This is a genomic window from Limnohabitans sp. T6-5, assembly GCF_003063315.1.
In the GTDB taxonomy this organism is placed as follows: Bacteria; Pseudomonadota; Gammaproteobacteria; order Burkholderiales; family Burkholderiaceae_C; genus Limnohabitans_A.
The window spans coordinates 1,298,584-1,323,727 of the sequence record NZ_NERV01000002.1 but is presented as its reverse complement, the minus strand read 5'-3'; the positions used below and the strand labels follow the sequence as shown (position 1 = coordinate 1,323,727).

Annotated in this window: 34 protein-coding genes, 1 pseudogene and 1 riboswitch; of the genes and pseudogenes, 27 read left to right on the top strand and 8 right to left on the bottom strand. The window is 56.5% G+C overall.

What is annotated here, in order from left to right:
• The 13 genes and pseudogenes from B9Z51_RS11950 to B9Z51_RS11890 all read left to right on the top strand — a co-directional run.
• Positions 1–136 (top strand): annotated as a pseudogene (locus tag B9Z51_RS11950) (elongation factor Tu); the annotation flags it as partial.
• A 78-nt stretch (positions 137–214) separates the two neighbouring features.
• Positions 215–529 carry a 30S ribosomal protein S10 gene (gene rpsJ, locus B9Z51_RS11945; RefSeq protein ID WP_019426908.1) on the top strand — a complete coding sequence of 105 codons (315 nt, stop codon included), beginning with the start codon at positions 215–217 and terminating at the stop codon, positions 527–529.
• Positions 530–711: 182 nt separating this feature from the next.
• Complete coding sequence (gene rplC, locus B9Z51_RS11940; RefSeq protein ID WP_108374774.1) at positions 712–1,377, top strand: 50S ribosomal protein L3; 666 nt, start codon at positions 712–714, stop codon at positions 1,375–1,377.
• Entirely contained in the window at positions 1,377–1,997 is a 621-nt protein-coding gene (rplD, locus tag B9Z51_RS11935; protein WP_053172821.1) for a 50S ribosomal protein L4, read from the top strand. Before rplC ends, rplD begins: the two co-directional genes overlap by 1 nt.
• The gene (gene rplW, locus B9Z51_RS11930; RefSeq protein ID WP_053172819.1) at positions 1,994–2,308 is read left to right on the top strand and encodes a 50S ribosomal protein L23; all 315 of its coding nucleotides are present in this window, start codon (positions 1,994–1,996) and stop codon (positions 2,306–2,308) included. Before rplD ends, rplW begins: the two co-directional genes overlap by 4 nt.
• A gap of 2 nt (positions 2,309–2,310) precedes the next feature.
• Positions 2,311–3,135: a 50S ribosomal protein L2 gene (rplB, locus tag B9Z51_RS11925; RefSeq protein ID WP_108374772.1), complete on the top strand. Its 825-nt coding sequence runs from the start codon at positions 2,311–2,313 to the stop codon at positions 3,133–3,135.
• Between the two features lie 10 nt (positions 3,136–3,145).
• Complete coding sequence (gene rpsS, locus B9Z51_RS11920; protein ID WP_005796963.1) at positions 3,146–3,424, top strand: 30S ribosomal protein S19; 279 nt, start codon at positions 3,146–3,148, stop codon at positions 3,422–3,424.
• 9 nt (positions 3,425–3,433) lie between these two features.
• Positions 3,434–3,763 carry a 50S ribosomal protein L22 gene (rplV, locus tag B9Z51_RS11915; RefSeq protein WP_019426902.1) on the top strand — a complete coding sequence of 110 codons (330 nt, stop codon included), beginning with the start codon at positions 3,434–3,436 and terminating at the stop codon, positions 3,761–3,763.
• A gap of 12 nt (positions 3,764–3,775) precedes the next feature.
• Positions 3,776–4,654, top strand: a complete 879-nt coding sequence (rpsC, locus tag B9Z51_RS11910) for a 30S ribosomal protein S3 (RefSeq protein ID WP_100120206.1) — start codon at positions 3,776–3,778, stop codon at positions 4,652–4,654.
• 11 nt (positions 4,655–4,665) lie between these two features.
• On the top strand, positions 4,666–5,082 hold the full coding sequence (gene rplP, locus B9Z51_RS11905; protein WP_019426900.1) for a 50S ribosomal protein L16: 417 nt from the start codon (positions 4,666–4,668) through the stop codon (positions 5,080–5,082).
• A gap of 17 nt (positions 5,083–5,099) precedes the next feature.
• The gene (gene rpmC, locus B9Z51_RS11900) at positions 5,100–5,294 is read left to right on the top strand and encodes a 50S ribosomal protein L29 (RefSeq protein ID WP_053172813.1); all 195 of its coding nucleotides are present in this window, start codon (positions 5,100–5,102) and stop codon (positions 5,292–5,294) included.
• A 9-nt stretch (positions 5,295–5,303) separates the two neighbouring features.
• Positions 5,304–5,573: a 30S ribosomal protein S17 gene (gene rpsQ, locus B9Z51_RS11895; RefSeq protein ID WP_108326813.1), complete on the top strand. Its 270-nt coding sequence runs from the start codon at positions 5,304–5,306 to the stop codon at positions 5,571–5,573.
• Positions 5,574–5,668: 95 nt separating this feature from the next.
• A complete protein-coding gene (locus B9Z51_RS11890) occupies positions 5,669–6,175 on the top strand; it encodes a peroxiredoxin (protein WP_108374770.1) in 507 nt (168 codons plus the stop codon).
• A gap of 66 nt (positions 6,176–6,241) precedes the next feature.
• Here B9Z51_RS11890 and B9Z51_RS11885 read toward each other — a convergent pair whose 3' ends face one another.
• The gene (locus B9Z51_RS11885; RefSeq protein ID WP_108374768.1) at positions 6,242–6,733 is read right to left on the bottom strand and encodes a GNAT family N-acetyltransferase; all 492 of its coding nucleotides are present in this window, start codon (positions 6,731–6,733) and stop codon (positions 6,242–6,244) included.
• A gap of 73 nt (positions 6,734–6,806) precedes the next feature.
• Entirely contained in the window at positions 6,807–7,547 is a 741-nt protein-coding gene (locus B9Z51_RS11880) for a cytochrome b/b6 domain-containing protein (protein ID WP_233254931.1), read from the bottom strand.
• A 20-nt stretch (positions 7,548–7,567) separates the two neighbouring features.
• On the opposite strand from B9Z51_RS11880, the gene B9Z51_RS11875 reads away from it, so the two are divergent.
• Positions 7,568–8,020, top strand: a complete 453-nt coding sequence (locus tag B9Z51_RS11875) for a cytochrome c (RefSeq protein ID WP_108374766.1) — start codon at positions 7,568–7,570, stop codon at positions 8,018–8,020.
• 29 nt (positions 8,021–8,049) lie between these two features.
• On the opposite strand, the gene B9Z51_RS11870 is transcribed toward B9Z51_RS11875, so the two are convergent.
• The 3 genes from B9Z51_RS11870 to B9Z51_RS11860 form a co-directional block, all read right to left on the bottom strand.
• Positions 8,050–8,532 carry a TlpA disulfide reductase family protein gene (locus B9Z51_RS11870; protein WP_108374764.1) on the bottom strand — a complete coding sequence of 161 codons (483 nt, stop codon included), beginning with the start codon at positions 8,530–8,532 and terminating at the stop codon, positions 8,050–8,052.
• A gap of 67 nt (positions 8,533–8,599) precedes the next feature.
• On the bottom strand, positions 8,600–9,328 hold the full coding sequence (locus tag B9Z51_RS11865) for an alpha/beta fold hydrolase (protein WP_108374762.1): 729 nt from the start codon (positions 9,326–9,328) through the stop codon (positions 8,600–8,602).
• Complete coding sequence (locus tag B9Z51_RS11860; protein WP_108374760.1) at positions 9,328–10,572, bottom strand: CaiB/BaiF CoA-transferase family protein; 1,245 nt, start codon at positions 10,570–10,572, stop codon at positions 9,328–9,330. Before B9Z51_RS11860 ends, B9Z51_RS11865 begins: the two co-directional genes overlap by 1 nt.
• A gap of 53 nt (positions 10,573–10,625) precedes the next feature.
• Here B9Z51_RS11860 and B9Z51_RS11855 point away from each other — a divergent pair, with 53 nt between their 5' ends.
• The 6 genes from B9Z51_RS11855 (at position 10,626) to thiC (ending at position 17,147) form a co-directional block, all read left to right on the top strand.
• Entirely contained in the window at positions 10,626–11,174 is a 549-nt protein-coding gene (locus tag B9Z51_RS11855; RefSeq protein ID WP_108374758.1) for a hypothetical protein, read from the top strand.
• Entirely contained in the window at positions 11,171–12,445 is a 1,275-nt protein-coding gene (locus B9Z51_RS11850; RefSeq protein WP_108374756.1) for an MFS transporter, read from the top strand. The genes B9Z51_RS11855 and B9Z51_RS11850 overlap by 4 nt, the downstream gene beginning before the upstream one ends.
• Positions 12,446–12,470: 25 nt before the next feature.
• Complete coding sequence (locus B9Z51_RS11845; protein WP_108374754.1) at positions 12,471–12,914, top strand: PTS sugar transporter subunit IIA; 444 nt, start codon at positions 12,471–12,473, stop codon at positions 12,912–12,914.
• The gene (locus B9Z51_RS11840; RefSeq protein WP_108374752.1) at positions 12,883–13,152 is read left to right on the top strand and encodes an HPr family phosphocarrier protein; all 270 of its coding nucleotides are present in this window, start codon (positions 12,883–12,885) and stop codon (positions 13,150–13,152) included. The genes B9Z51_RS11845 and B9Z51_RS11840 overlap by 32 nt, the downstream gene beginning before the upstream one ends.
• 43 nt (positions 13,153–13,195) lie before the next feature.
• The gene (gene ptsP, locus B9Z51_RS11835) at positions 13,196–14,947 is read left to right on the top strand and encodes a phosphoenolpyruvate--protein phosphotransferase (protein WP_108374750.1); all 1,752 of its coding nucleotides are present in this window, start codon (positions 13,196–13,198) and stop codon (positions 14,945–14,947) included.
• Positions 14,948–15,055: 108 nt separating this feature from the next.
• Positions 15,056–15,158, top strand: a riboswitch (TPP riboswitch).
• Between the two features lie 72 nt (positions 15,159–15,230).
• Positions 15,231–17,147 (top strand): phosphomethylpyrimidine synthase ThiC, encoded by a 1,917-nt coding sequence (thiC, locus tag B9Z51_RS11830; RefSeq protein ID WP_108374748.1) that lies wholly within the window; start codon positions 15,231–15,233, stop codon positions 17,145–17,147.
• Between the two features lie 212 nt (positions 17,148–17,359).
• Here thiC and lipA read toward each other — a convergent pair whose 3' ends face one another.
• From lipA to B9Z51_RS11815, 3 genes are read right to left on the bottom strand one after another with little or no spacing between them, the layout of a single operon-like run.
• Complete coding sequence (gene lipA / locus B9Z51_RS11825; protein ID WP_108374746.1) at positions 17,360–18,391, bottom strand: lipoyl synthase; 1,032 nt, start codon at positions 18,389–18,391, stop codon at positions 17,360–17,362.
• A 48-nt stretch (positions 18,392–18,439) separates the two neighbouring features.
• Positions 18,440–19,102: a lipoyl(octanoyl) transferase LipB gene (gene lipB, locus B9Z51_RS11820; RefSeq protein WP_108374744.1), complete on the bottom strand. Its 663-nt coding sequence runs from the start codon at positions 19,100–19,102 to the stop codon at positions 18,440–18,442.
• A gap of 5 nt (positions 19,103–19,107) precedes the next feature.
• Positions 19,108–19,407, bottom strand: coding sequence for a DUF493 family protein (locus B9Z51_RS11815; protein WP_108374742.1), 300 nt, complete (start codon positions 19,405–19,407; stop codon positions 19,108–19,110).
• Between the two features lie 381 nt (positions 19,408–19,788).
• On the opposite strand from B9Z51_RS11815, the gene B9Z51_RS11810 reads away from it, so the two are divergent.
• The 7 genes from B9Z51_RS11810 to atpG are packed head-to-tail and all read left to right on the top strand — an operon-like array spanning position 19,789 to position 25,121.
• Entirely contained in the window at positions 19,789–20,331 is a 543-nt protein-coding gene (locus B9Z51_RS11810; protein WP_108374740.1) for an ATP synthase subunit I, read from the top strand.
• 23 nt (positions 20,332–20,354) lie between these two features.
• Positions 20,355–21,233 (top strand): F0F1 ATP synthase subunit A, encoded by an 879-nt coding sequence (atpB, locus tag B9Z51_RS11805; RefSeq protein ID WP_108374738.1) that lies wholly within the window; start codon positions 20,355–20,357, stop codon positions 21,231–21,233.
• A gap of 57 nt (positions 21,234–21,290) precedes the next feature.
• Positions 21,291–21,539 (top strand): F0F1 ATP synthase subunit C, encoded by a 249-nt coding sequence (gene atpE / locus B9Z51_RS11800; RefSeq protein ID WP_019429175.1) that lies wholly within the window; start codon positions 21,291–21,293, stop codon positions 21,537–21,539.
• A 36-nt stretch (positions 21,540–21,575) separates the two neighbouring features.
• Positions 21,576–22,046, top strand: coding sequence for a F0F1 ATP synthase subunit B (locus B9Z51_RS11795; protein WP_108374736.1), 471 nt, complete (start codon positions 21,576–21,578; stop codon positions 22,044–22,046).
• A gap of 22 nt (positions 22,047–22,068) precedes the next feature.
• Positions 22,069–22,611 (top strand): F0F1 ATP synthase subunit delta, encoded by a 543-nt coding sequence (locus B9Z51_RS11790; RefSeq protein ID WP_108374734.1) that lies wholly within the window; start codon positions 22,069–22,071, stop codon positions 22,609–22,611.
• Between the two features lie 44 nt (positions 22,612–22,655).
• On the top strand, positions 22,656–24,209 hold the full coding sequence (gene atpA, locus B9Z51_RS11785; RefSeq protein WP_108374732.1) for a F0F1 ATP synthase subunit alpha: 1,554 nt from the start codon (positions 22,656–22,658) through the stop codon (positions 24,207–24,209).
• A 27-nt stretch (positions 24,210–24,236) separates the two neighbouring features.
• Positions 24,237–25,121, top strand: a complete 885-nt coding sequence (gene atpG / locus B9Z51_RS11780) for a F0F1 ATP synthase subunit gamma (RefSeq protein WP_108374730.1) — start codon at positions 24,237–24,239, stop codon at positions 25,119–25,121.
• Positions 25,122–25,144 lie beyond the last annotated feature (23 nt).

Sequence of the window (25,144 nt, the reverse complement as noted above, 5' to 3'; positions counted from 1 at the left end):
GGTGATGCCTGGTGACAACGTGTCGATCACTGTGAAGCTGATCAACCCCATCGCGATGGAAGAAGGTTTGCGCTTCGCTATCCGCGAAGGCGGCCGTACCGTTGGCGCTGGCGTTGTTGCCAAGATCCTCGCTTAATTCTTTTGTGGATCAGTGGCGCAAGGGGCCTGGTCCCTTGCGCTGCAGCAAGCAGAACACTCACCACAAGGAATTGACATGTCATCCAAGCAAAAAATCCGCATTCGCCTCAAAGCGTTTGACTACAAACTGATCGACCAGTCCGCTGCCGAGATCGTTGACACTGCCAAGCGCACCGGCGCGATTGTCAAGGGCCCCGTGCCTTTGCCAACACGCATGAAGCGTTTTGACATCCTGCGCTCGCCGCACGTCAACAAGACCAGCCGTGACCAGTTGGAAATTCGTACGCACCAGCGTTTGATGGACATCGTGGACCCTACAGATAAAACTGTGGACGCCTTGATGAAACTCGATCTGCCCGCTGGCGTGGACGTCGAAATCAAACTGCAGTAATGCGGTTTGGGGTGGCTGTAAAGCCATCCAAAAACTTGAAACATGGCCCGATTTGCCAGAAATGGTGAGTCGGGCTATAATTTCAGGCTCACCTCTTTTGGGGTGAGATTTATTAACAGTCTTTCACATACCAAACGGGGTTGCCAATTGAAGTGGCCTCGGTGGAAGTTTTGGAGAAAACAATGAGTCTGAGCAACTCCCTCGGGTTGCTGGGTCGCAAGGTGGGCATGATGCGTCTGTTCACTGATGATGGGGACGCAGTTCCTGTCACAGTGCTGGATGTGTCTAACAACCGCGTATCCCAGGTCAAAACCCAAGAGAACGATGGCTATGTCGCTTTGCAAGTGACATTTGGTGCCCGCAAGGCATCGCGTGTGACCAAGCCTATCGCTGGTCACCTGGCCAAAGCCGGTGTGGAAGCCGGTGAAATCATTCAAGAATTCCGCGTGACCGCCGACACGGCCGCCCAGTACGCCGCTGGCGCTACTGTGCCTGTGGCAGCCGTGTTTGCTGTGGGCCAAAAAGTGGACGTGCAAGGCACTTCCATCGGTAAGGGCTTCACCGGCACGATCAAGCGTCACAACTTCAAATCGCAGCGCGCATCGCACGGTAACAGCCGTTCGCACAATGTGCCTGGTTCGATTTCGATGGCGCAAGATCCTGGCCGCGTGTTCCCTGGCAAGAAAATGTCGGGTCACCTCGGTGATGTCACTTGCACCACACAGAACCTGGCCGTGGTTCGCGTTGACGAAGCCCGTGGTCTGTTAATGATCAAAGGTGCCATTCCCGGTTCCAAAGGTGGGTTCGTGACTGTGCGTCCCGCCGTTAAAGCTAAAGGAGCGAACTGATGCAGCTCGAACTCCTGAACGACCAAGGTCAAGCCGCCTCCAAAGTAGACGCGCCTGAAACCGTGTTCGGTCGTGAATACAACGAAGCCCTGATTCACCAAATCGTGGTGGCTTATCAGGCAAACGCCCGTCAAGGCACTCGCGCCCAAAAGGATCGTGAACAAGTTCACCACTCCACCAAGAAGCCTTTCAAACAGAAAGGTACTGGTCGTGCACGTGCTGGTATGACTTCCTCGCCTCTGTGGCGTGGCGGTGGTCGGATTTTCCCGAACATGCCTGACGAAAACTTCACCCAGAAGATCAACAAGAAGATGTACCGCGCAGGTATGGCTTCGATCTTCTCTCAGTTGGCCCGCGAAGGCCGCCTGGCTGTGGTGGATTCCTTCAAAGTCGAGACACCCAAGACGAAAGCACTGGCTGCCAAGTTCAAGGCCATGAGCCTGGACAACGTGCTGGTGATCGCTGACGAAGTCGACGAAAACCTGTACCTGGCATCGCGCAACCTGATCAACATCCTGATTGTTGAGCCACGTTATGCAGATCCCGTGTCTTTGGTGAACTTCAAGAAAGTCCTCGTGACCAAAGGTGCCATGGACAAACTCAAGGAGATGTTCGCATGAGCGCCGTGAAGTTTGACGAAGGTCGTCTGATGTCCGTGCTGGTGGCTCCCATCGTGTCCGAAAAGGCCACCATGGTTGCTGAAAAATCCAACGCTGTGACATTCAAAGTGCTGCAGGACGCTACCAAGCCTGAAATCAAAGCCGCTGTGGAATTGATGTTCAAGGTCGAGGTCAAAGGCGTGTCTGTAGTGAATACCAAGGGCAAGACCAAGCGTTTTGGCAAGACCATTGGCCGTCGCGACAACGTTCGCAAGGCTTATGTCACGCTGCAACCAGGTCAAGAGCTGAACCTGTCCGGGGAGGCTGCGTAATCATGGCTGTCATCAAGATCAAACCAACCTCCCCAGGCCGTCGTGGCGTGGTGAAGGTCACCCGTGATCACCTGCACAAAGGTGAAGGCTACGCTCCGTTGCTGGAACCCCAGCACCAGAAGTCGGGCCGTAACAACAACGGTCACATCACAACTCGCCACAAAGGCGGTGGTCACAAGCACCACTACCGCGTGGTCGACTTCAAGCGCAACAAAGATGCGATCCCGGCGAAAGTCGAGCGCATTGAGTACGATCCAAACCGTACTGCGCACATTGCTTTGTTGTGCTACGCCGATGGCGAGCGCCGTTACATCATTGCCCCCCGCGGCATTGAAGTCGGTGCAACACTGTTGTCGGGTGCTGAAGCCCCGATCCGCGCTGGCAACACCTTGCCTATTCGCAACATCCCAGTGGGTTCGACCATTCACTGCATCGAGCTCAAGCCCGGTGCGGGTGCACAGATCGCTCGCTCGGCGGGTGCTTCGGCAACCCTGCTGGCTCGCGAAGGCATCTACGCTCAAGTGCGTATGCGTTCCGGTGAAGTTCGCAAGATCCACATCGAGTGCCGTGCCACGATTGGTGAAGTCGCCAACGAAGAACACAGCCTGCGTCAATTGGGCAAAGCCGGTGTCAAGCGCTGGATGGGCATCCGCCCAACCGTGCGTGGCGTTGCGATGAACCCAGTGGATCACCCGCACGGTGGTGGCGAAGGCCGTACCGGCGAAGGCCGTCATGCAGTAGACCCGTGGGGCAACCTCACCAAGGGCTACCGTACCCGTAACAACAAGCGCACACAGGTCATGATCGTGTCGCGTCGCAAGAAGTAAGGGTTAGACAATGACACGCTCTCTCAAAAAGGGTCCATTCGTTGACCACCATTTGTTGGCCAAGGTTGAAAAAGCCGTCGCCACCAAAGATAAAAAGCCCGTCAAGACATGGTCGCGTCGCTCCATGGTTCTGCCCGAGTTCATCGGTCTGACCATCGCTGTTCACAACGGCAAGCAACACGTTCCTGTTTATGTGACTGACCAGATGGTTGGCCACAAATTGGGCGAATTCGCACTGACCCGGACATTCAAGGGTCACCCTGCGGACAAAAAAGTCCAGAAGAAATAAGGAAAGACCATGGAAACACGTGCAGTCCTCCGGGGCGTCCGTTTGTCGGTCGATAAAGGCCGCCTGGTCGCCGATTTGATTCGCGGCAAAAAAGTGGATCAAGCTCTGAACATCCTGACGTTCACGCAGAAAAAAGCTGCGGGCATCGTCAAGAAGGTTTTGGAGTCCGCCATTGCCAACGCTGAGCACAACGACGGCGCCGACATCGACGAATTGAAGGTGAAAACCATCTACGTCGAGCAAGGCACCACGCTCAAGCGCTTCACCGCCCGCGCCAAAGGCCGTGGCAACCGCATCAGCAAGCCCACATGCCATGTGTATGTGACGGTCGGCAATTAATCAGGAAGAACTATGGGACAGAAAATCCATCCTACCGGTTTCCGCCTGGCTGTCAGCCGTAACTGGGCAAGCCGCTGGTACGCGAGCAACAAAGACTTCGCCGGCATGCTGGCCGAAGACATCAAGGTGCGTGAGTACCTCAAGGCCAAGCTCAAGAACGCTGCGGTTTCCCGCGTGCTGATCGAGCGTCCAGCCAAGAGCGCCCGCATCACCATCTTCTCGGCTCGTCCAGGTGTGGTGATCGGCAAAAAAGGCGAAGACATCGAGTTGCTCAAGAAAGAACTCGCTGCTCGCCTGGGCGTGCCCGTCGCGGTCAACATCGAAGAAGTGCGCAAGCCTGAAATCGATGCTCAACTGATTGCTGACAGCATCACCCAACAGCTCGAAAAGCGGATCATGTTCCGCCGCGCCATGAAGCGTGCCATGCAAAACGCCATGCGTCTGGGTGCCCAAGGCATCAAGATCATGTCGGCTGGCCGTCTGAACGGTATCGAAATTGCGCGTACCGAGTGGTATCGCGAAGGCCGTGTGCCATTGCACACCCTGCGCGCTGATATCGACTACGCCACTTCCGAAGCCAAGACCACCTACGGCATCATCGGTGTCAAGGTCTGGGTCTACAAAGGCGACACACTGGGCCGCAACGACGCTCCTGCACTGGCTGAGCCACGTGCCGAAGAAGAGCGCCGCCCACGTGGTCCACGCCGTGATGCCCGCCCTGGTGACCGCCCAACAGGCGATCGTCGTGGTGGCCCACGTCGTCCCGCAGGCACCAACACAGCCCCCACTGACGGTAGCGACAAGCCCGCCGGTGCAGGAGGTGATGCCAAACCCGCCGTTAAGCGCGTACGCACAGTCGCCGCGCCAGCTGCAGCAGCTGACGGTCAATAAGGAGTAACAACATGCTGCAACCTGCTCGCAGAAAGTTCCGCAAGGAACAGAAAGGCCGCAACACCGGCGTCGCTACCCGTGGCAACACGGTAGCGTTCGGTGACTTCGGCCTGAAGTCCACAGATCGCGGCCGTTTGACGGCCCGTCAGATCGAAGCCGCACGTCGTGCGATTTCCCGTCACGTCAAACGTGGTGGTCGCATCTGGATTCGCGTGTTCCCCGACAAACCGATTTCCACCAAGCCTGCTGAAGTGCGTATGGGTAACGGTAAAGGTAACCCCGAGTACTACGTGGCCGAGATCCAACCCGGAAAGGTGCTCTACGAAATCGTAGGCGTGCCAGAAGAGTTGGCCCGCGAAGCCTTCAAATTGGCCGCTGCCAAGTTGCCTCTGCGTACCACATTCGTGGCTCGCATGATTGGCCAATAATTCAGGAGAAACAAGAAATGAACGCTGCTGAATTGCGCCAAAAAGACGTTGCTGGTGTGAAAGACGAGATCAAGGCGCTGCAAAAAGCCCACTTTGGTCTGCGTATGCAAAAAGCCACGCAACAACTCGGCAACACCGGTACATTGAGCCAGACTCGCCGTGCCATCGCTCGTGCCAAAACCATCCTTGCCCAAAAGCAAGCCGCCAAGTAAGGAGTGACCATGACGGAAGCTAAAACATCCCTCAAGCGCACCTTGATTGGCAAGGTGGTCAGCGACAAGCGCGCCAAGACCGTGACCGTGCTGGTGGAGCGTCGTGTGAAGCACGCCCTCTACGGCAAGATCGTGGCCAAGTCGAGCAAATACCATGCACACGACGAAAAGGGTGAGTTTCACCTGGGCGACGTGATCGAAATCACTGAAAGCAAGCCGATTTCGAAGACTAAAAACTGGGTCGCTACGCGCCTGGTTGAAAAGGCTGCTGCGGTTTAAGCCCAAAAGGCTGCAACGCTGCAATCTTTAGAAAAACGACCCACAATGGTGGGTCGTTTTTTTTCGTCCATTCATTTTCAAACAGGAAGACAATCATGATCCAAGTCGGAGACACACTGCCCGTAACCACGCTGATGGAATTTATCGAGGTGGAAGGCAATGGCTGCAGCATTGGCCCCAACCCTGTGGATGTGAGCAAAGCCGCTGCCGGTAAAACCATTGCCCTGTTTGCTTTGCCAGGTGCATTCACGCCCACCTGCTCGGCCAAGCACGTGCCAGGTTACGTGGAAAATTTTGACGCCTTCAAGGCCGCTGGCGTTGACGAAATTTGGTGTTTAAGCGTCAACGACGCATTCGTAATGGGTGCCTGGGCGCGTGACCAGAAGTCGGATGGCAAGGTCCGCATGCTGGGCGATGGCAGTGCTGATTTCGCTAAAGCCACGGGCCTGACCCTGGACCTGACCACCCGTGGCATGGGACTGCGCAGCAATCGTTATTCCATGCTGGTCAAAGATGGTAAGGTGGTCGCATTGAACATCGAAGGCCCCGGCAAATTCGAAGTCAGTGACGCTGCGACACTGCTCGCCCAAGCCAAAGCATAATTGTTCTGACATGTCATCAAAAAAGGGCCGAAAGGCCCTTTTATATGATGAGGCTGAGCATTGGACTCAGCCAATATCGACCTTCAAGTAATGGGCGCCTGCGTGGGGGTTGTGATAGTACGGTGGTATTTCTGCAAAGCCCAAGTCTTCGTAAAGTGCTCGGGCAGCTTCCATGTCGTTCAGTGTGTCCAGCAACACGCAACCATAACCAGCTCGTTGAGCGGCATCCAGAATGGCTTCGGCAAGTTGACGGCCCAGCCCCAAACCCCTGAAAACATGCCTCACATAAAGCCGCTTCATTTCTGCAGCGTTCGTGTAGTCTGAAGCGTCGAGAGGTCTTAGTGCGCAACACCCTGCCACGTGTCCATCGACCATGGCCAGCAACAATGCGCCTCGGGGTGCGGCATATTCCCCGGGAAGTGCAGACAGTTCTTCTTCAAAGCCTTGAAAGCACAAATCCACCTGAAGCGATTGCGCATACTCTTTGAAAATACTGCGAACAGCCTCCCAATCAGCGGGTGATTCGGGCGTCAACAAATCTACAGGTGGGTTGTCCAAGGTGAAGGCCTGTCATGAAATTGATCAGAGTGTAGCGCTAGACCGGTGTCGTACGCGCTGTTCAGTGGGGCACTCAGGCACCCAGTGAGACGAGATAAAAAACTACAGCGACAGACAGCGTAAAAATCAATGCGGCCATGACCCGGCTTGGAAGATCATCCCGAGAAGCGTCAACCGGTACTTCCAAATTCTTGTATCCATGCCACATGGCTGGCAACAGAAGCTGATGTTGACGCCAGTGGTACCAGGCGATGGCCGAGAGATGAATCGAGACCAGGAAAATCAATGTGAGCTTGCCCCAATGTTTGTGCCAACTGGTGGCCCATGTGACCAGGGTGCTAGAAACCAAAGAAGAAAATGGCCCTGAGTTTGAAATCTCGTCATCACTCACTAGGCCAGTAGCCACTTGCAGAGATAAAAAGAACAGCATTGCGAGCACAGACAAGGAACCCAGGGGGTTGTGCCCTGCCAATTGTTCTGGCGTGGATCGACCTTGCAAGTAGGACGTAAAAGGGCGAAAACCCAATGGCAAAGTACTCCACCGAGACCAACGCCCGCCCAAGAGACCCCAGAACAGGCGAAACACTAAAAGCGTGAACACGGCATAGCCGAATCGGAAGTGCCAAACCATGACATTTCCTCCTACCAGGCCAGTTATACCCAGACCAACGACGGCGCAAGCCAAAGCCCAATGAAACAGGCGTGTGGGTAAATCCCAGATACGAACCGTGACCATAATTGCTTTCGTGGATGCGGGTATTGAAAAAATATGCGAGACTAAAAAGTTGGTGATGACTAAAAAGTCACCGCTCATTCAACCTCATGGAGTCTCTGATGAAACCTCAATACAACTTGACCGGAACCTTGCTGGCCTTGGTGATGGCCTTGCCAGCACACGCACAGTTTGCCAAACCGGAAGATGCCGTCAAGTACCGAAAGGCTGCGTTGACGGTTATGGGTGCTCATTTTTCACGTTTGGGCGCCATGGCCAATGGTCGTGCGCCTTTTGACGCTAAAGCTGCAGCAGAGAATGCAGACATGGTCGCCATGATGTCTAAGTTGCCTTGGGCCGCATTTGGTGAAGGGACTGACAAAGGTGAGACACGTGCCAAGGCAGAAATTTGGAAAGAATCAGCCAAGTTCAAAGAGGCGGCTGAAAAAATGCAATCTGAAATTGCCAAGTTGAATGTGGCTGCAAAAACTGGAAATCTGGAGACTCTGAAGTCAGCCATGGGTTCTGCGGGTGCAAGTTGCAAAGCCTGTCACGACACCTTCCGCAAAGATTGAACGGGGCCTACGCTTGCTGGCTTCAAGGCTCAGGACTGCGCCAACAATTGTTCAATCAGTTGGTGCAGTTCGTTGAAGTTGGGCGGACCCACATAGCGTTTGACAATCTCCCCACGTTTGTTGAGCAAGAACGTGGTGGGGGTGAGCTGGACCTTGCCCCATTCATGGGCGGCTGCACCGGTGTTGTCAATCGCCACCTTAAAGGGCAGCTGGCGTGACTGCGCAAAGTTGACGACATAGCTGGGCGGGTCGTAGCTCATGGCAACCGCCAGAGTCTCATAGCCCTGACCCTTGTACTTGTTGTAAGTGGTGACGATTTCAGGCATTTCCGCCACACAGGTGGTGCAGCTGGTGGCCCAAAAATTCACGAGAGTGACTTTGCCTTGAAGCTGTTCAGTGGATAGCTTGCTACCGTCCAGCAAAACAAATGATGAAACGGGCGCGCGTTCAGCACTGCATGCTGACAAGAAAACAGCAGCAATACACAAAACAAGTGAGTACAGACGGGTCATCAAAGGATTGTAGAAGACCGATGCGATGGTCAGGGGGCTCTGAAAAACAAAGCAATGATTTCAAAGTTCAAGCCAGCGACAGCAAATGTTGAACCAAAACTTCAGGGTCGCTGACCATCGGGTCGTGGCCTGTCGTCATCTCCACCACTTGTGAGCCAGGCAACCAGGAACCGTCCCAGAATTTCGGGTCAATCATGCGCAGGCGGCTGATGTCGATGGTGCCCAAAGGGGGCTCAGTGCAGTTGATGAAAGTGCGCGGCACACTGGCCACACGGACCGGGTCAAAATTCAGCACCTGCGTGTAGGGCCCACCAGGATGAGGGGTTTGGCGTCGTTGAACCCAGTCGTGGTCTTCAGCACTCAGACCAAAGACCGAGGGGTCCGGCGCTGGAAAGCTGTGCATTGGATCGGCCTGTGAAGCGCCGATGCGGGCATTGCGTGTGGCGCTGGCGTGGGTGCTGCTCCAGCTTTCGCCGGGTTTGGGCAAAACGGCATCCAGGTAGACAAGATGCCGCAAGCGCTCAGGTCGGCGGTCAGCCACCGCCGTGCCAAGCATGCCAGCATAAGAATGCACCACCAGTACGACATCGTCCATTTCTTCGGCATCCATGGCGGCCAGAATGTCTTGAATGTGGGTGTCCAGCGTGATGCCGGGATGGAGCAAATGGGCACGTTCACCCACACCGGTCAGCGTGACCGCATGTGCGCGGTGGCCGGCACGGATGAGTGCGGGCAACACGCGCTGCCAGCACCAAGCGCCGTGCCATGCCCCGTGAACCAGGAAAAAGTTCGCCATCAGATCACTCCTTTGCCGCGCAGCGGGCCCAGTTGTTCGGCAGACCAGCCAAGCACCTCGGCCAGCACTTCCTGGGTGTGTTGACCCAGCATCGGCGGTGGCAAGTCCTGGCGCACGGGCGTGCGGCTGAGTTTGATCGGGCTGGCTACCAGCTTCAAATCAGGTTTGACGGGGTGTACCCAGTCGCTGACCATGCCGCGCTCCTGAATGTGCGGGTCTGCAAACACTTCCCCCAGGGTGTTGATGGCGCCACAGGGCACTTTGGCGGCTTCGAGGGCACTGAGCCACACGGCTTTGGGGCGGGTTTTCATGATAGCTTCCAGCAAGGGCACCAATTCAGCCCGGTGGCGCACACGGTCGGCATTCAATGCGTAGCGTGTATCTTTGGCCAATTCCGGATGACCGGCCACATCGCAAAATTTGGCGAACTGACCATCATTGCCCACCGCCAGGATCAGGTGGTCGCGTGTGTCAGGTTCCGCATCAGCAGGCGCCATGACCTCAAACACTTGATAGGGCACGATGTTCTGGTGCGAGTTGCCAGCGCGGCCGGGCACCTTGCCGCTGACCAGGTAGTTGGAGCCCAAATTGGCCAACATGGCGACCTGGGTGTCGAGCAAAGCCATGTCCACATGCTGGCCTTCGCCTGTGCGTTCGGCATGACGCAAGGCAGCGAGAATGGCAACGGTGGCGTACATGCCAGTGAACAAATCGGCCACCGCCACACCAACCTTTTGTGGGCCGCCGCCCAAATCGTCGCGTTCGCCCGTCACGCTCATGAGGCCGCCAATGCCTTGAACTGCATAGTCATACCCAGCACGCTCGCGGTAAGGACCGGTTTGACCGAAACCGGTCACGCTGCAATAGACCAGTTTGGGGTTGATCGCGCTCAGGTTGGCAAAGTCCAGGCCGTAGCGGGCCATGTCGCCCACTTTGAAATTTTCAACAAACACATCGCAGTGCTTGACCAGTTCGCGGATCAGGGCTTGGCCTTCGGGCTGGGCAATGTCGCAGGTCACGGAACGCTTGTTGCGGTTGGCGCCCAGGTAGTAGGCGGCTTCAGCCGTGTCCTGGCCCTGTGCGTCCTTCAAAAACGGAGGGCCCCAGCTGCGTGTGTCGTCGCCGCTGCCGGGGCGTTCAATCTTGATGACGTCGGCGCCCAGATCAGCCAAAGTCTGGGTGCACCAAGGACCCGCCAGAACGCGGGAAAGGTCGAGTATGCGGATGCCGTCGAGTGAATTCATGGCTTCATTGTCGCGAAAAACAGCACCAGGCGCTGTTCAGGATAATCACAGCCATGCACAACCTTTCAATGGCCACTCTGGCCGGGCTCTCAGTAGCCGTCGCCTTGAGCGCTTGCAGCCCCGAACAAAATTGGCGTGAGGTCTCGTTCGACGGCACATCCGTCAAAGCCCAATTGCCCTGCAAACCAGACCGCACCACGCGTTCTGTGCCCCTGGGCGGTGTGCCGCTGGACATGCAGGTGGTCGGCTGCGAGAGTGGCAACGCCACCTTGGCGGTGATGACGGTGGCCTTGCCCAGTGCCACCGATGCGAATGCCCTGTTGACCGGCTGGCAACAGGCCACATTGCGCAACGCACAAGTCAAAGAACCAAGGAATGAGTCGCCACGAGCCGTTTGGCAAGGCGCAGGTTTTTTGCCGCTGGCTGCATCAGTTCGCATTCAGGCGCAAGGGCAACGGGGCGATGGCCGAGCTGTTGCGGTGGACGCCGCCTGGGGCGCAGTGCCCGAGGGTGACCATGTGCGGCTGGTGCATGCGGTGGTGTATGCGACAGGCAAAACTGATGACTTGGCCAACACATTGATGGAGGGCCTGCGCCCATGACTGCAACCGGACACTCGACACCGCAAAACCCGGAACATTTGACTGGGCGCATGGCCGTTGGTGTGTTTTTGGCGTTTGCGCTGGCGTATTTCTTTTCTGCCCTAGTGCGGGCCATCACGGCCACTTTGTCGCCGACCTTGACCGAAGAGCTGAATCTGAGTGCGCAGGATCTGGGTTTGTTGGCAGGTGGTTACTTTCTTGGGTTTTCTCTCACTCAGTTGCCCATGGGCCGCTGGCTAGACCGGTATGGACCGAAAAAAGTCATATTCGCATTCCTGTCGGTGGCGGTGCTGGGTTGTCTGGCGTTTTCATGGGCAGACAGTTTTCGGGGTCTGCTGGCGGCACGCATGTTGTGTGGCATGGGCGTGAGTGCTTGCCTGATGGCCCCATTGACCGGTTATCGCCGTTGGTTTGATGCCAGTACTCAGTTGCGCACCAACTCGTGGATGCTGATGACCGGTTCAACCGGCATGCTGGCGGCGACATTGCCTGTGCAATGGCTCATGCCAATTTGGGGTTGGCGTGCTTTGTTCGTGATGCTGGGGGCCATGATTGCCGTGGCCATGGTGCTGATCGCGTGGGTGGTGCCGCGCTGGCAGCCTCAGGTTGAGCAGCCAGACGCTAACAAGATAACTTTGAACGATGACGGCAGTTACAAGGCGATTTGGCGTAGCAAATATTTCTGGCGCATGGCGCCGTTGGGGTTTTTTTGCTACGGCGGCATGGTGGCCATCCAGACGTTGTGGGCAGGCCCCTGGATGACGCAGGTCGCTGGCTGGGCAGCGACGGAGGCGGCTGGCGGATTGTTTGTCATCAATCTCAGCATGTTGGTGGCATTTTGGATGTGGGGCCTGGTCACCCCTATGCTGGTCAAAAGGGGCATTCCAGTCGAGCGTTTGATCGCTTGGGGTGTACCTCTGACCTATGTGGTGCTGGCGGTCATGGTGGGGCTTGGGGCATCAATTGGGCGTGCAGCTGCAGTCGGTGTGGCGTTGTTTTGTGTGTCCAGTACCTTTGTGGCGCTGGCGCAGCCTGCCGTGGGCATGGCTTTCCCATCGCATCTGGCGGGACGGGCCTTGTCGGCCTACAACCTGGTCATCTTTGCGGGGATTTTCGTTGTGCAGTGGGGCATTGGTCTGGCGGTGGACACAGCGCGTGGCATGGGCTTGAGCGTGGTGGCCGCCTACCAAGTGGCTTGGGCGGGTTTTGCCGTGTGCTCCTGCCTGTCTTGGCTGTATTTCCTGCTGAGCAAGCCCGTGCAGCCCCGATAATCAAGCCCATATTTCTGAACCACACATGATCGGCATCCTCATCATCGCCCATGCACCGCTGGCCCATGCCTTGCGCGAGTGCGCCCTGCACGTCTTTCCGGACTGTGCGCAGGGCGTACTCGCGGTCGATGTGCTGCCCCATGAGGCACCCGAGACCACCCTGTCCATGGCCCGCCAGGCCATGGACAAGCTGGGCACGCCAGAAGTGCTCTTGCTCAGCGACGTTTTTGGCGCAACGCCTTGTAACGTGGCGCAAAAACTCAACGACGGTATCCAGACCCGTCTGGTGGCGGGGGCCAATTTGCCCATGCTACTGCGCAGCGTTTGCTACCGACACGAAAGCCTGGACGCGCTGGCCGCACGCGCCCTGGCTGGCGGCACCCAGGGCGTGATGCCCGTGGGCAGCACCGCCCCTCAAAATCAAACAGGAAAGAGACATGCCACAAGCCACCACGACCATCAGCAATAAGCTGGGCCTGCACGCCCGAGCCTCCGCCAAGCTCACCAAGCTGGCGGGCAGTTTCCAATGCGAAGTCTGGCTCAGCAAGGGCGAGCGGCGCATTAACGCCAAAAGCATCATGGGGGTGATGATGCTGGCTGCCGGCTTGGGCAGTGAAGTGGTAATTGAGACCATTGGCGAGCGTGACCAGGAAGCGCTGGAAGCCTTGCTTGCGCTCATGGCTGACAAATTTGGCGAAGGCGAATGAGCGTGCTAATGCCTGAGCAGGCGATGCATCATGGGAGGGCGAGATGACCTTCAGTATCCATGGACTGGCTGTTGCCCGAGGCATTGCCATCGGGCGCGCTGTGCTGGTCGCCTCCAGTCGCATCGATGTGGCGCACTATTTCATCCAGCCCGAGCAAATTGCCGCAGAAATCGAGCGATTGCGGCGTGCCCGTGATGAGGTGATTGACGAGCTGCAACGCCTGCAAAGAGACATGCCCAAAGACGCCCCACATGAGCTCGTGGCTTTGCTGGATGTGCATTTGATGCTCTTGCTGGACGAAGAGTTGACTCTGGGTGTGGTGCATTGGATCAAGGAGCGTCTGTACAACGCTGAGTGGGCACTGACCAGTCAGCTGGAAATCATTGCCCGACAGTTTGACGAGATGGACGACCCCTACCTGCGCGAGCGCAAGGCCGATGTGGAGCAGGTCGCCGAGCGGGTGCTCCAAAGCCTCAAAGGCACGGGCTCATTGGTGGCCAGAACGCCCCGCCGCGCACGGCCGCAGCAAGAGTTGCAGTTGGGTGACACATTGGATGTTCCCTTGGTGCTGGTGGCGCACGACCTGTCGCCAGCCGACATGCTCCAGTTCAAGCAAAGCGTGTTCACCGGTTTTGTGACCGATGTGGGCGGCAAGACCTCCCACACCGCTATCGTGGCCCGCAGCCTGGACATTCCGGCGGTCGTGGGCGCTCGCACGGCCAGCCAATTGGTCAAGCAAGACGACTGGGTCATCATTGACGGCGATGCGGGCGTGGTGATTGTCGACCCGTCGCCCATCATCCTTGCCGACTACGGTTTCAAGCAGCGCCAGGGTGACTTGGAGCGCGAACGGCTGGCCCGCTTGCGTCACACCCCGGCGGTCACGCTGGACGGACAAAAAATCGAATTGCTGGCCAACATCGAAATGCCCGAAGACACCGACGCGGCCATCACGGCGGGTGCTGTGGGCGTGGGCTTGTTTCGGAGCGAATTTTTGTTCATGGGGCGTCAAGGCAATTTGCCGGGCGAAGATGAACAGTACGAAGCTTACCGCCGCGCTGTGGATGGCATGAACGGTTTGCCTGTGACCATCCGAACAGTGGATGTGGGCGCTGACAAGCCTCTGGATGAAGCCCGCCGCGATGCAGCCCACCTGAACCCCGCCTTGGGTTTGCGGGCCATCCGCTGGAGCTTGGCCGATCCCGCCATGTTTCTGACGCAGTTGCGCGCCATCTTGCGCGCAGCAGCTCATGGCAAAGTCAATCTGCTGATTCCCATGTTGGCGCATGGCAGTGAGATTCGGCAAACCTTGGCCCTGATCGATCAGGCACGGCAAGAGCTGGACCGGCGCGGCATGGCTTATGGGCCGGTGCGCTTGGGGGCCATGATTGAAATTCCGGCCGCTGCCCTGTCATTGCGTCTGTTCCTCAAGCACTTTGACTTTTTGTCGATAGGCACCAATGACCTGATCCAGTACACCCTGGCCATTGACCGTGCCGACGAGTCGGTGGCGCACCTGTATGACCCTTTGCATCCGGCCGTGCTGCGCTTGGTGGCCGACACGATTGCCGAGTGCAGGGCGCAGGGCAAAGGCGTTTCGGTGTGCGGCGAAATGGCAGGAGACATCGCCATGACGCGTTTGCTTTTGGGGCTGGGTTTGCGAAGCTTTTCGATGCATCCCTCGCAAATCCTGGCCGTGAAACATCAGGTGTTGCGATCAGACACGGCGCGGCTGGCGCAGTGGGCAGATGAGGTATTGGCGTCTGATGAGCCTGCGAGGCTGATGCCCCGCTGATCGCATCGAGCCACACCCAGAATGGCGTGATGTGAAATTGATAGTGGCTGACAAACATGGCTGGTTCTGTGGTCAATGTCTGCATGTCATGAGTCAGTCCCTATAATTTCAATTGCTCCGGGGTGTCCACATGTTGTGGGCTGAGATGGCTGACCAAACCCGAGAACTTGATCCGGTTCATACCGGCGGAAGAAGAGCAATTGATCCTTGTCTGTGGGTGCCTCCAGGGGTGCCCGCTTTCTTGGAGCGACCTTCGGAGCACCCACCTCAGGAATCATGCTCCATGAACGCTACAGAGAAATTTCTCGCCGCCACGGCCAAAGTGGATCAAGCGGCGATCTCACCCCTCCCGAACTCGCACAAGATTTATGTTCAAGGTTCACGCCCTGACATTCAAGTGCCAATGCGTCAAATCAGCCAAAGCGACACGCCCACCGCTTTTGGCGGTGAAAAGAACCCGTCCATCCATGTGTACGATTGCTCAGGCCCTTACACCGACCCACAAGCCCGTATTGATGTCCGTCAAGGACTGCCAGCTGTGCGACAGGGATGGATTGAGGCGCGCGGCGACACCGAAGTTTTACAAGGGTTGAGCAGCACATTTGGTCGGGCGCGTGCTGCCGACACCGGATTGGATGACTTGCGTTTTCCGGGCCTGCACCGCAAGCCGCGCAAAGCCAGGGTCGGTGCCAATGTGACGCAGATGCATTACGCCCGCCGAGGCATCGTCACGCCCGAGATGGAATACATCGCCATTCGTGAAAACCTGCAACGTGAGCAATATGTCGAGTCGCTCAAGGCCACAGGTCCCATGGGTGAGCGCATGGCCCAGTTGTTGGGGCGACAGCATCCGGGGCAAAATTTTGGTGCAAGCATCCCGGCCCGGATCACGCCCGAATTCGTGCGAGATGAGGTGGCCCGCGGGCGCGCCATTATTCCGAGCAACATCAACCACCCCGAGTCCGAGCCGATGGTCATTGGCCGTAACTTTCTGGTCAAGATCAATGCCAACATTGGTAATTCGGCCCTGAGCTCGTCCATCAACGAAGAGGTGGACAAGATGACCTGGGCCGTCCGCTGGGGCGGCGACACGGTGATGGACCTGTCCACAGGCAAAAACATCCATGAAACGCGCGAATGGATCATTCGCAATTCGCCTGTGCCGATTGGCACTGTGCCGATTTACCAGGCGCTCGAAAAAGTCAACGGCAAGGCGGAAGACTTAACGTGGGGAATTTTTCGCGACACGCTGATTGAACAGGCCGAGCAGGGTGTGGACTACTTCACGATCCATGCGGGCGTGCTGTTGCGCTACGTGCCGTTGACAGCTAACCGCATGACGGGCATCGTCAGCCGGGGTGGCTCGATCATGGCCAAGTGGTGCCTGGCACACCACAAAGAGAGTTTTCTGTACACCCACTTTGAAGACATCTGCGAGATCATGAAGGCCTATGACGTGGCTTTCAGCCTGGGCGACGGATTGCGCCCGGGCGCCATTTACGACGCCAACGATGAAGCGCAGCTGTGTGAACTCAAAACGCTGGGTGAGCTGACGCAAATCGCATGGAAGCACGATGTGCAGGTCATGATCGAAGGCCCCGGCCATGTGCCCCTGCACATGATCAAGGAGAACATGGATTTGCAGTTGGCGCAGTGCCATGAAGCCCCTTTCTACACCCTGGGGCCCTTGACCACCGACATCGCACCGGGCTATGACCACATCACCAGTGGCATTGGTGCCGCCACCATTGGCTGGTACGGCACAGCCATGCTCTGCTATGTGACGCCCAAAGAACACCTGGGCCTGCCCAACAAGCAGGATGTCAAGGAAGGCATCATCACTTACAAACTTGCGGCGCACGCGGCCGACCTGGCCAAGGGCCATCCGGGCTCACAGATCCGTGACAATGCGCTGTCCAAGGCGCGTTTTGAGTTTCGTTGGGAAGACCAGTTCAACCTGGGGCTGGATCCGGACAAGGCCAAAGAATTTCATGACGAAACGCTGCCCAAAGATTCGGCCAAAGTGGCGCATTTTTGTTCCATGTGCGGCCCCCACTTCTGCTCAATGAAGATCACGCAGGATGTGCGCGAATTTGCCGCACAACAAGGAATTGGCGAACAAGCCGCCCTGCAAAAAGGCTTGGAAGTCAAAGCCATCGAATTCGTGAAAATGGGGGCGGAGGTGTACCGTCAGGTTTGATCACGGGACGCACAGCAAAGCTTGAAATACCTGCGGTCTTTTCCGGGCGAATGACAGGAGGAAGGTTGCGTTATGTGCAGGTCAGGCGCGGTTCCGATCGGAGCCGCGCTTCCTGTCTTGGTTGCCGAGGTTGGATGTCAGCTTGAGCAAGGCGTGCTCAATCCATCATGAAATGGGATAGGCGTCGTTGTGTCGAGTAGATGTTTTGAAGCTCATTCACTATCGGGCGCTTCTAATGACTTCGAGTGGGTATTCAACGATGCCGAATGGGCTTGTTGATCAGCGTGATAGCTCGATCTGACCATGGCGCCCACCGCTGCGTGGGTGAAGCCCATTTCATAGGCCTTGGCCTCAAACATTTTGAAGGTGTCGGGGTGCACGTAACGGCGCACGGGCAGGTGGCTGTTGCTGGGGGCCAGGTATTGACCAATCGTCAACATGTCAATGTCATGAGCACGCATGTCGCGCATGACATCAAGAATTTCTTCGTCGGTTTCGCCCAAACCGACCATCAGGCCGCTCTTGGTTGGGATGTGCGGGAAGCGGGCCTTGAAGTCTTTCAGCAATTTCAGCGAGTGTGCGTAGTCGGCGCCAGGGCGTGCTTCCTTGTATAAGCGCGGCACGGTTTCCATGTTGTGGTTCATCACGTCGGGCAGGCCGCCCGCCATGACGTCCAGCGCCTTGTCCAGGCGGCCACGGAAGTCGGGCACCAGCACCTCGATCTGCGTCTTTGGCGACTGCTCGCGCGTGCGGGAGATGCATTGCACATAGTGGTCAGCACCGCCGTCGCGCAGGTCGTCACGGTCCACGCTGGTGATGACCACATATTGGAGCTTGAGCTGTGCAATGGTTTTGGCCAGGTTACCGGGCTCGTCCACATCAAGTGGATCAGGGCGGCCATGGCCCACATCGCAAAACGGGCAACGGCGAGTGCACTTGTCACCCATGATCATGAAGGTGGCAGTGCCCTTGCCAAAGCATTCGCCGATGTTGGGGCAGCTGGCTTCTTCGCACACGGTCACCAGTTTGTTGGCGCGCAGCACGTCCTTGATTTCGTAAAAGCGCGTGGTGGGCGAACCCGCCTTGACGCGTATCCATTCGGGCTTTTTGAGGACCTCGGCCTGCTCAACCTTGACCGGGATGCGAGAGAGCTTGGCTGCGGCCTTTTGCTTGGCGCTGGGGTCGTAGTTTCCAACGCTTTGTGCTTCGCGCACCACTGGGCGTTCGGTGGGGTGGTTGCTCATGGGGTGTCTTTCAGTCTCTGCCGCTGCAGCGGCATGCATTGGGGGTGTTCATAAACGGGCGGCCAGCTGCCCTGCCAGCACTTGCGCAGCTTCTTGCCAGCTGGTCTCTACGCCGATTGTAGAAAGGTCCACTGTTTTCAACCCGGCATAGCCGCATGGGTTGATGCGTTCAAAAGGCCCCAGATCCATGGCCACGTTGAGGGCGACACCGTGGTACGTGCAGTGGCGGCTGACTTTGATGCCCAGGGCGCTGATTTTGCCAAGACCTTTGAAGGGATCTCCTGGATGTCTGGGGCCCAGCAAGGCGGCATGGCTAAAGGGGTCATCAAGCCGCACATAAATGCCGGGTGCGCCAGCCACTCGGTGCCCCGTTACGCCGAAATAAGCCAGGGTGCGGATGACCGATTCTTCAAGTTTGTAAACGTATTCCTTGACGTAGTAACCGGCACGTTGCAGGTTGATCAAGGGATAAGCCATCACCTGGCCGGGGCCATGAAAGGTGACTTGTCCGCCCCGGTTGGTCTGGATAACCGGGATGTCGCCAGGCATCAGCACATGGTCGGCTTTTCCAGCCAGACCCTGCGTGAACACCGGCGGATGTTCGCACATCCACAATTCGTTGGGCGTGTTGTCGGTGCGGGCAGCGGTGAACGCCTGCATGTCCTCGTATGCGGTCAGGTAGTCGATGCGACCCAGCAGGCGAATTTGCATCGTTGTCAGAGGACGATCTTGACCATCGGGTGCGAGGTCAGTGCGCGGTACAAGTCGTCGAGCTGCTCGCGGCTCGTGGCGGTGATGTGGAGTGTCACGCCCAGGTAATTGCCGGCTTTGCTGGGTCGCAACTCCATGGTGTTCGCGTCAAAGGCTGGGTCAAATTGAAGCGCCACTTCAACCAGCGCTTGCGCAAAACCGTCGACCATGGCGCCCATGACCTTGATTGGAAAGATGGATGGGTATTCGATCAGGCTGTCTTTGCGCGGATCGGTGTTGGCGGGAGGTGTGATGGAGGCACTCATAAAAATGTTCAGATGTAATTTAGCAGCTTAACGCCAGACCCGATTGTCAGTGCCTTCTAGGTTTGAAGTGCAAGAAAGTGGGCGTAAGCAGATGTCCGGCTGGAGGCCGCACAAAAAGTTATCACGGCCATGACGTCCATTTGGATCAGTCATGTGTCGCAATGAAATACACGACGGTTTGGCGCAGGGTGCAGCGTTCTGTGATGGGCTTTTGCATGAACCAAAGTGGGGAATAAACCACAGATTGTGGCCCTTGAAAAGCGCAATATTCAGAGTGTGTGCATTGATGAACTGATGAAAAGGCTTATTGCGCACGGGTTTCTACGTATAATCGAAGGCTTTGCAGGAAATGCTGTGTGCGTAACCTCGGTGTAATTTGAGATGGTGAAAATCTCCTCGAACTCAGAGCAGGTGCTTGATCACAAGTTGCCTAAGACTCAAAACACACCGTGGGATGCTGCTGATACCGCAGATGCTGGCCTTGAGCCTGAATTCAAGCCCCTGACCGCCGAAGAGGCGCAAGCATGGCGAAATCTGAACCCGATGGCCTCACCATGGCGAGTTCTGGTTTTGCAGGTTTTGGTTGGTTGCTTGGTGGCTGTTTTGACCGGATGGGTCAGTGGACAGTTCAGGTTGGCTGCGTCGGTAGCGTGGGGTGCAATTTGCGTTGTGATTCCTGCGGTGGTGTTTGTACGGGCTTTGTCCCGGCAAATGCGGTTGGAGCAACCGGGTGCTGCTTTGGCAGGCTTGTTTGTCTGGGAGTTGGTCAAGATTCTTTTGACCGTGGCGTTGCTTGTTGTAGCGCCCAAAGTGGTTTTTGATCTGAGCTGGCTTGCTTTGGTGGTTGGCTTCGTGGTGACGATGAAGGTGTATTGGCTGGCCATGGCGCTGGGCTGGATGCAACGGAAATCGGCACTGAATTGATTTGATGAACTGATTGGTGATTTATGTCTGTTGAACACGCTGGCGCACACGCCCCAACGGCTGGAGAGTACATCCAGCATCACTTGCAGCACCTGCAAATGAATTTTTCATTTGAAGGCGTCAAGCAAACCAACATCGTTGACTTCAGTCTGTTCAACCTCGACTCTGTGGTTTTTGCCTTGATTCTGGGCGTTGTGGGTTGTTTGGTGATGTGGGCTGCAGCCCGCAAGGCCACCTCGGGTGTTCCTGGTCGCTTCCAGGCAGCAGTCGAAATTTTGTCTGAAATGGTTGAGAACCAGGCCAAAGGCGTGATTCATAACGCCAAGAGCCGCAAACTGATTTCCCCATTGGCACTGACTGTGTTTGTCTGGATTTTCCTGATGAACGCCATGGACATGCTGCCGGTGGATCTGATTCCTGGTGCTTGGCACGATGCGGGTCCCGCATTGGGCTTCGAGAACTATTTGCGTGTGGTGCCTACCGCCGACCTGTCTTCGACGCTGGGTTTGTCTTGTTCCGTCCTCTTCATCTGCCTGGTCTACAACATCAAGATCAAGGGTCTGGGTGGCTGGGCGCATGAGCTGATTGCTGCGCCTTTCGGTGACCATTGGGCTCTGTATCCGATTAACTTCCTGATGCAGATGATTGAATATTTGGCCAAGACGGTTTCGCATGGCATGCGACTGTTTGGCAACATGTTTGCGGGTGAGTTGGTGTTCATGTTGATTGCCCTCATGGGTGGCGGCTGGGCATTGTCGGCAACTGGCGTGGGTCTGGCCATTGGTCATATCGTCGCCGGTACCGTGTGGACTTTGTTCCACATCCTGGTCATCACCTTGCAAGCCTTCATCTTTATGATGTTGACGCTGATCTACACAGGTCAAGCGCACGACGCACATTGATGACACTTTTTCTCTCGTTTCTTGTTTCTTTTTTCCACTAACTTTTAGGAGCTTCTCATGGAAAACATTCTCGGCCTGGTGGCATTGGCTTGTGGTTTGATCGTTGGTTTGGGTGCTATCGGCGCTTCCATCGGTATCGCTTTGATGGGCGGCAAATTCCTCGAGTCTTCAGCTCGTCAACCTGAGTTGATGAACGAACTGCAAACCAAGATGTTCATCTTGGCGGGTCTGATCGACGCTGCGTTCCTGATTGGTGTGGCTATCGCTCTGCTGTTCGCGTTCGCCAACCCCTTCGTTCTGAAGTAATCCACGTACCTCTTCAACCCGAAGAAGGACTGAACCGTGAACATTAACGCTACTCTGTTCATTCAGATGGTCGTTTTTGCGATCCTGGTATGGTTCACGATGAAATTCGTGTGGCCCCCGATCACAAAAGCACTAGACGAACGGGCACAGAAAATCGCTGACGGCCTCGCTGCCGCCGACAAAGCCAAAGCAGAACTCTCCAACGCCAATGCGCGTGTAGAGGCTGAATTGGCTCAGTCGCGCAACGAGACGGCTTCGCGCCTGGCTGACGCCGAGCGCCGTGCAAATGGCATCGTTGACGAAGCCAAAGCACGTGCCACCGAAGAAGGCAACAAGATCATCGTCGCTGCAAAAGCTGAAGCTGAGCAGCAGTCTGTCAAGGCTCGTGAAGCCCTGCGTGAGCAGGTTGCAGCTTTGGCCGTCAAAGGCGCCGAACAGATTCTCCGCAAGGAAGTCAACGCCGGTGTCCACGCTGATCTGCTGAGCCGCCTCAAGACCGAGCTGTAAAAAGCCCCAGCCAGAGAAGACCATGGCAGAACTTGCTACCATCGCCCGCCCTTATGCCGAAGCGCTGTTCAAGGCGCAGGCATCCGATCTCGCTGGCACGGCCACCTGGCTGGACGGACTGGCTGCAGTTGCCGATAACGTGCAACTGCAACAGTTCGCCGACAGTCCCAAGGTGTCTGACGAGCAGATGTTCGAGCTGATCTCTGACGTGGTGCAAAAACATGCAAATGTGGCACTGCCTGAGGCTGGCAAAAACTTCTTGCGTCTGGTGATCGAAAACCGTCGCCTCAGTGCGCTGTCTGTCGTTGCACAGCAGTACCGGGTCCTCATGAATTCGCAAGGTGGCACCGCTGACGCGGTGGTTTACAGCGCATTCCCTATTGATGCTTCGGCTTTGGCCGATTTGTCAGCCACACTCGAAAAGCGTTTTTCGCGCAAGCTCAATGTGAGCGTTGAAATCGAACCTGCCTTGATCGGCGGTATTCGTGTGGTGGTAGGAGACGAGGTGCTCGATACCTCTGTCAAGACCCGACTGGAACAAATGAAATCGGCCCTCACCGCTTGATGCGGATTGAGACCGGACATATTTAAAGAAAGAAGGAAAGAGTCATGCAACTCAATCCCGCAGAAATTTCTGAACTGATCAAGAGCCGCATCGAAGGGCTGTCCGCCAGCGCCGATATCCGCAACCAAGGCACCGTGGTGTCGGTGACCGACGGTATCGTTCGCGTCCACGGTTTGTCTGATGTGATGCAGGGCGAAATGCTCGAATTCCCATCCACAGCCGATGGCACTGCCACTTTTGGTCTGGCCCTGAACCTCGAGCGTGACTCGGTCGGCGCCGTGATCTTGGGTGAATACGAGCACATCTCCGAAGGCGACACGGTCAAGTGCACAGGCCGCATTTTGGAAGTGCCCGTCGGCCCTGAACTGATTGGCCGCGTGGTGAACGCTTTGGGTCAGCCGATTGACGGCAAAGGCCCCATCAACGCCAAAATGACCGACGTGATCGAAAAAGTCGCCCCAGGCGTGATCGCACGTAAATCGGTTGACCAGCCTATGCAAACCGGCCTGAAGTCGATCGACTCCATGGTGCCTGTGGGCCGTGGCCAGCGCGAGCTGATCATTGGTGACCGTCAGACTGGCAAAACAGCTGTCGCCATCGACGCCATCATCAACCAAAAAGGTCAGAACATGACCTGCGTTTACGTCGCGATTGGCCAAAAAGCCTCGTCGATCAAAAACGTGGTGCGCGCTCTGGAGCAAGCTGGCGCGATGGAATACACCATCGTGGTGGCCGCTTCTGCCTCTGAATCTGCTGCGATGCAGTACGTGTCGGCCTACTCCGGCTGCACCATGGGCGAATACTTCCGTGACCGTGGCGAAGATGCTTTGATCGTTTATGACGATCTGTCAAAGCAAGCTGTGGCTTATCGTCAAGTGTCCTTGTTGCTGCGCCGCCCACCAGGTCGCGAAGCTTACCCTGGCGATGTGTTCTATCTCCACAGCCGTTTGCTCGAGCGCGCTGCCCGCGTGAACGCCGACTACGTCGAAGCATTCACCAAAGGTGCAGTGACTGGCAAAACAGGTTCTTTGACGGCTTTGCCTATCATTGAAACCCAAGCCGGTGACGTGTCTGCCTTCGTGCCTACCAACGTGATTTCGATCACAGACGGTCAGATCTTCCTGGAGACCTCGCTGTTCAACGCCGGTATCCGCCCTGCGATCAACGCCGGTATCTCGGTGTCGCGCGTCGGTAGCTCAGCTCAGACCAAGATCATCAAAGGCCAGTCCGGCGGTATCCGTACCGACTTGGCTCAGTACCGTGAATTGGCTGCATTCGCGCAGTTCGCTTCTGATCTGGACGAGTCCACACGCAAGCAGCTGGACCGCGGTGCCCGTGTGACTGAATTGCTCAAGCAAGCCCAGTACAGCCCCCTGTCGATCAGTCTGATGGGCGCCAGCCTGTTTGCTGTGAACAAGGGCTTCATGGACGACATCGACGTCAAGAAAGTCCTGGCTTTCGAACACGGTTTGCACGCTTACCTCAAAGACAAGAGCGCAGCCCTGTTGGCCAAGATGGAAAGCACACAAGCCCTGGACAAAGACGCCGAGGCTGAATTGAACGCTGCCGTGGCTGCTTTCAAGAAAAGCTTTGCTTAATTTCTACCTGATCAAAAGGAGCCGCTGATGGCATCGGGCAAGGAACTACGCACCAAGATCAAATCGGTGGAAAACACCAAGAAGATCACCAAGGCCATGGAGATGATTTCCGTCTCCAAAATGCGCAAAGCGCAGGAGCGTATGCGCACTGCCCGGCCTTACAGCGAGAAGATTCGCACCATTGCGACTCATCTCGGGCAGGCCAACCCTGAGTACGTGCACGCCTTCATGAAGCAAAACGACGGCAAGTCCGTCGGCTTCATTGTGGTCACGACGGACAAAGGTTTGTGCGGTGGCTTGAACACCAACTTGTTGCGCGCTGTGACGGGTAAATTGCGGGAAGTGCAAGCTGAAGGCAAGACGCCTCAGGCTGTGGCGATTGGCGGCAAAGGTTTGGGTTTCCTGAACCGCGTCAATGCGAAAGTGGTGGCACATGTGACGCATCTGGGCGACAAGCCTCATCTGGACAAGTTGATTGGTCCCGTCAAGGTGCTGCTCGACGCCTACACCGCTGGCGAGGTGAGTGCTGTGTACCTGTGCTACAACAAGTTTGTCAGCACCATGGCACAAGTACCCACCATTGACCAGTTGCTGCCTTTGTCTTCTTCCAAAATGGAAGCTGAAACCAAGGCCGCAGGATCAAACCATGGATGGGATTACATCTATGAACCCGATGCGCAATCTGTCATTGATGATCTGTTGATCCGTTATGCAGAAGCTTTGGCTTATCAGGCTGTGGCCGAAAACATGGCTTCTGAGCACGCAGCCCGCATGGTGGCCATGAAGGCCGCGACAGACAACGCTGGCAATGTGATTGGCGAACTCAAACTCGTCTACAACAAGACCCGTCAAGCCGCCATCACCAAAGAACTGTCGGAAATCGTCTCTGGCGCAGCCGCGATCAGCGGTTGATTCCCAGTTCTGCAAATTCAAAT